General features: G+C 36.7%; 6 protein-coding genes. 5 read left to right on the forward strand and 1 reads right to left on the reverse strand.

The window, feature by feature from the left end; all coding sequences use genetic code 11:
- Together AC1DPQ_RS17375 and AC1DPQ_RS17380 are read left to right on the forward strand one after the other, a co-directional pair.
- A partial coding sequence (locus AC1DPQ_RS17375; RefSeq protein WP_477610364.1) for a hypothetical protein occupies positions 1-328 on the forward strand: 328 nt, incomplete at its 5' end.
- A gap of 732 nt (positions 329-1,060) precedes the next feature.
- Positions 1,061-1,588, forward strand: a complete 528-nt coding sequence (locus tag AC1DPQ_RS17380) for a ferritin (RefSeq protein WP_057934873.1) — start codon at positions 1,061-1,063, stop codon at positions 1,586-1,588.
- Between the two features lie 204 nt (positions 1,589-1,792).
- Here the strand turns inward: AC1DPQ_RS17380 and AC1DPQ_RS17385 are convergent, their stop codons facing one another.
- Positions 1,793-2,008, reverse strand: a complete 216-nt coding sequence (locus AC1DPQ_RS17385; protein WP_477610365.1) for a hypothetical protein — start codon at positions 2,006-2,008, stop codon at positions 1,793-1,795.
- A gap of 177 nt (positions 2,009-2,185) precedes the next feature.
- On the opposite strand from AC1DPQ_RS17385, the gene AC1DPQ_RS17390 reads away from it, so the two are divergent.
- The 3 genes from AC1DPQ_RS17390 to AC1DPQ_RS17400 form a co-directional block, all read left to right on the forward strand.
- Complete coding sequence (locus tag AC1DPQ_RS17390; RefSeq protein WP_477610366.1) at positions 2,186-3,634, forward strand: circularly permuted type 2 ATP-grasp protein; 1,449 nt, start codon at positions 2,186-2,188, stop codon at positions 3,632-3,634.
- 10 nt (positions 3,635-3,644) lie between these two features.
- Positions 3,645-4,580 carry an alpha-E domain-containing protein gene (locus tag AC1DPQ_RS17395; RefSeq protein WP_029275817.1) on the forward strand — a complete coding sequence of 312 codons (936 nt, stop codon included), beginning with the start codon at positions 3,645-3,647 and terminating at the stop codon, positions 4,578-4,580.
- Between the two features lie 113 nt (positions 4,581-4,693).
- The coding region (locus AC1DPQ_RS17400) for a transglutaminase N-terminal domain-containing protein (RefSeq protein ID WP_477610367.1) at positions 4,694-4,980 on the forward strand (287 nt) is incomplete at its 3' end.

The following is a 4,980-nucleotide window of genomic DNA, read 5'->3' on the forward strand; positions in this document are numbered from 1 at the left end:
GGTTAACGTATTCTCAAATACCCATGGTTCTATTTATCAATCAGATAAATTAAACTGCTTTTATGTAGATTTTGGCGGCAAGTTTGCACGTTACAACTGCCTGTCGCTTCAAAAATTAAAAAAGGTTGTAGAAGATATTGATATTGAAGCACTCCTTTTAAACACCCACAAAGCCGATTTCGAACTGGTTACCTTTAATGGTTGCGAACACATCTATTTATTAAGTGCCTTAGAAATTATTGCTTTAAAAGATTTATTACAAGGTACTTTTACCATGTTCAAACTAAATCACCTCATCAGCGACTGCCTTTACAGACTGGTTTATTAGTCGTTAGTTCAGTGGTTCATTAGTCATTAGTTTATTGGTAAGTTTGATCGGTTAATAGGTTAACTGTATAAATTGGTTAATCGGTTAATTGTCTATAATGGCTAACTGCTTACATCAAACTACAAACTGAAAATTACCAACTGAGACTGTATTGTATTAATTACATCCATTTTCGCACAATTCTATTCAGTATCTATTATACTAGAAAGATTCTGAGATAAACTACCATTGACAGATCTCTTAAGAAGGGTCGTCATTGCGAGGAACGAAGCAATCTTAATGCGCACGCCAGTAGCGATCGTTGTAAGATTGCTTCGTCGGCTGAAAAAGCCTTCTCGCAATGACGATTCTTCGCGGCCTATCAATTCGCTAAAATCCCATGTCATTAATTAATATTGATTTTTATCCAATAAATTATTCCTCAGGATGACGATCACGAGGTAAATTTCGGGATACTGTCCCATTCTCCAATCCTCAGTTATTCTCATGAACTTAATTCACAGAAAACTACTAACTGAAAATTGCCAACTAAAAACCCGCCTTTATCCATCTGATCCTCAAGCACTATCCGTTTGGCGTTATTCCACTTCCATTTCCACCTCCCCTCCCTTATTTAAACTGATTACAAATAACTAATTATCAGCAATTTAGACTAATTTCATATAGCAAATAAATCACACAATATGGTTAATTTGATGTTACCTTTGTATCATTAGTTAAGCAAAGAAAATTATGAAAGACTTAATGCGCATCAAATGTTTAATATCACAGGATATTGAAACACTATTAAATCAGCAGATCAAAAAAGAAGCCCACTCTTCATCACTATATTTATCAATGTCATCTTGGTGTGACCAAAATGGATTCGACTTTTCAGCAGATTATTTCTTAAAGCAATCTGAAGAAGAAAGAGTACACCAGCTTAAATTGTTCAAATATGTTTTGGACATGGGTGGAAACGCAATATCTCCAGAAGTTTCAGGTATCAAAACTGAATTTGCCGGATTTAGAGAAGTTTTCGAAGATGCTTTGGAAGCAGAGATCGCCATTACCCAAAGTTTTAAAAACCTGGCCTCTAAATGCCATAAAGAGCAGGATTTTGTAACTATGGAATTCTTAAACTGGTTCTTGAAAGAACAACGCGAAGAAGAATACAAAGCACGCAGGGCATTAGAATTGTTCGAAGTGATTGGCGAAGAAGGCACAGGAAGATGGGAAATTGATAAACATGTGAACAAAATCACCTATTCGGAAGAATAACAACAACAAAACATATATTGAAAGCTATCCTAAAAAGGGTAGCTTTTTTTATGCACTTAGAATCCCTATGAGGAGTCGTCATTGCGAGGAGGAACGACGAAGCAATCTTACAACGATCGCTACAATCCATAGCTGTAAAATTGCTTCGTCGGCTGAAAAAGCCTGCTCGCAATGACGACTTTTCTTTGAGAACGCTCAATTTTACTACGCTTCATCCGATTGCCATCGGATCGAGAAGACCAATAATAAAAAGAAAAGCTCCAGTTTTACTGGAGCTTCTTGGTTTAGAGTGTTTAGTTTATGTTGATTATGAATAAGTCTTAATGCTTTTTGTAAAAAAAGCGCCGTTGCCAGCACTTTTTTTAAACCAAATATATAATAATAATTAACGAGCATTACAAAAGTACGAACTTTATTCATATTAGCAAGTATTTTTATAAAAAACTTTAAATATTTTAATAAAAAATACATAAAACACTAAAATACAGTCATAAAAAATTAATCAAATAGATATAAATCATATAAAAATCAATTTTTTATACAAAAACACTAGTTTTTTCCTTACAAAATCATAATTTAAGGAAATATTTAAGCAAAATGATAGAAGATTTTATAAAAAATTACTTTAATCATCCCAAAGTTTATGATGAAATGTTTCTAAATGGCGATCATTACCGGGATCATTATTCAAACTTCATCAATAATTTCTCTAAAGAATCTCTTGAGAACCTGAACAAAAAGGAAGAATTGGCCAAAAAGCTGTTCATGAGCCAGGGTATTACCTTTACGGTATACGATAGCGGCGAAGGGATCGAAAAAATCTTTCCTTTTGATATTATCCCAAGAATTATCACTTCAACAGAGTGGAGTTTTATAGAAAAAGGAATAAAACAACGCCTAAAAGCGCTGAATCTTTTCTTAAAAGACATTTATAGTAATCAATTTATCTTAAAAGACCAGATTGTACCTATAAATGTAATTTATTCTTGTCCGCATTTTTTAAGAGAGATGCACAATGTAAACGTATTACATGATATCTATATCCATATTGCCGGAATAGACCTGATAAGAGATCATGACGGAACATTTTATGTGTTAGAAGACAACCTGCGCACACCTTCAGGGGTGAGCTATATGCTCGAGAACAGGGAAATTACCAAAAGGTTATTCCCCGACCTTATTCCGCAGTGCGGCGTAAGAAGTGTAACCGAATACCCTGCCATATTGTATAAAAATTTAATGAGCCTCTCTCCCAGAGCTGTTTCTAACCCAACAATTGTACTGTTGAGCCCGGGCATGTATAATTCTGCGTACTACGAACACACTACCCTGGCCCGCTTAATGGGAGTAGAACTGGTAGAGGGACGTGATCTGGTGGTTAAAAACCAAAAGGTGTTTATGAAAACCACCACTGGCCTGCAGCAGGTTGATGTGATTTATCGCCGTGTAGATGACGACTATCTTGATCCACTGGTTTTTAATCCGAACAGCGTACTGGGCGTTGCAGGCCTAATGGGTGCCTATCGCAAAGGTAATGTAGCCATTATTAATGCAATAGGCAATGGCGTAGCCGACGACAAAGCCGTTTATACTTATGTACCAGATATGATCAGGTACTACCTGAACGAAGAACCCATACTCAAGAATGTACCCACCTACCAGCTCAGCAATAAAGATGAACTCGATTATGTTTTTGCAAACATCAATACGATGGTAATTAAAAAAACCAATGGAAGTGGTGGATATGGCATGTTAATGGGGCACGCTGCCAGCGAGCAGGAAACAGACGAATACAAAATCGAAGTATTGAAAGATCCACGCAATTTTATTGCCCAGCCTACCATAAGCCTATCTTCTGCCCCCTGTTTTATCAACGGAAAACTGGCTMCACGCAGAATCGATCTTCGCCCTTTCGCTTTAAACGGACCAGATGGCATTTCAATTGTGCCGGGCGGCTTAACCAGGGTAGCTTTAAAAGAAGGTTCGCTGGTCGTAAACAGCTCGCAGGGTGGCGGCAGTAAAGATACATGGGTTTTAACTTCTTAGAATACAGAATATGTTAAGTAGAGTTGCATCAAGCTTATATTGGCTAAGCAGATATGTTGAGCGCAGCGATGGTATGCTGCGCATGTTAAAAACAAATTATGCTTCCTCACAAGATACCATACAGGAATTTACCTGGAAGCCCGTAATCAGGATTTTTTCATCAGATGACGAAAATGAATTATTGAATATCCAGCACGATAGCCGTGCCGTGATAGAATACCTATTGTTGAATCGCGAGAATCAAAATTCAATTTTAAACATCGTTACCCTGGCCCGGGAAAATGCACGGAGTGTTCAGGAACACATCCCTAAAGATTTATGGCAGTGTTTAAACGAATATTACCATGCGGTAAAAGATGAAAAATTACTGTGGTACGTACAGAAGGATGATCCTGTTACGGCCTTGGATGTTTTGATTAAACAGGTAATGTTATATAACGGAACTGCCGACAGTGTGATGGAGCGTGGAGAAAGCAGAAGTTTTATGAATATTGGCAAACACCTCGAGAGAAGCATACAGTCAGTCGATATTCTCGACATTAAATTCAGCTCGATAAGCAGCAACCCAGATCTGCTCACGGATATATCCTACTGGAAACATTTATTGCTATCATTAGGCGGTTATGAGCTATATCTAAAAACTTACAGGCAAGGTTTCGATGCAAAAAACATCATCGAATTAGTGATGCTCAACAATGATTTTCCACGGTCGGTACTGTACGCCATGAACAATATTGAAAGGTATTTTAACCGGTTAAAGAGCGAAAGCAATATCGAACATTACAATAACTTATCTTTTAAAATAGGGCGTTTAAAAAGTATGATTACCTATAGCTCGGTAAATACCATGAACGAAGAGCAGTTGCATCATTACCTTACAGAAATCAGAGCTGAACTTTTCGGCATCGGAAACCTGCTAAATGAATATTATTTCGCAAATTCATAAATAGTTTTTTAACCACAGATAGACATGATTAACACAGATACTATTTCCTTTATTGATTTTTCATCTGTGTTTATCCTTTTTATCTGTGGTAACCTATAATAATAAAAACCAATATGCCAATTTTCAAAATCAAACATATCACCAATTATAAATACGAATTACCTGTTCGGGACAGTGCAAATCAGATTATTTTATTTCCGATCAAGGATGATTTTCAAAAGGTGGTTAAACACGACCTGAATATCTCCGGAAGCCCGGAAATTGAAATTTTTATCGATTACTATGGCAATGAAGTAGGCACATTTACCCAAAATGAGCCCCATACACAGCTGAAAATTTTTTCCAAAGTAAGTGTAGAAACCTTCCCGAAGCCATTGCCGCAAGACGATATGTTTAGCAG

It is taken from the genome of Pedobacter sp. 01T416_2 (assembly GCF_056398925.1).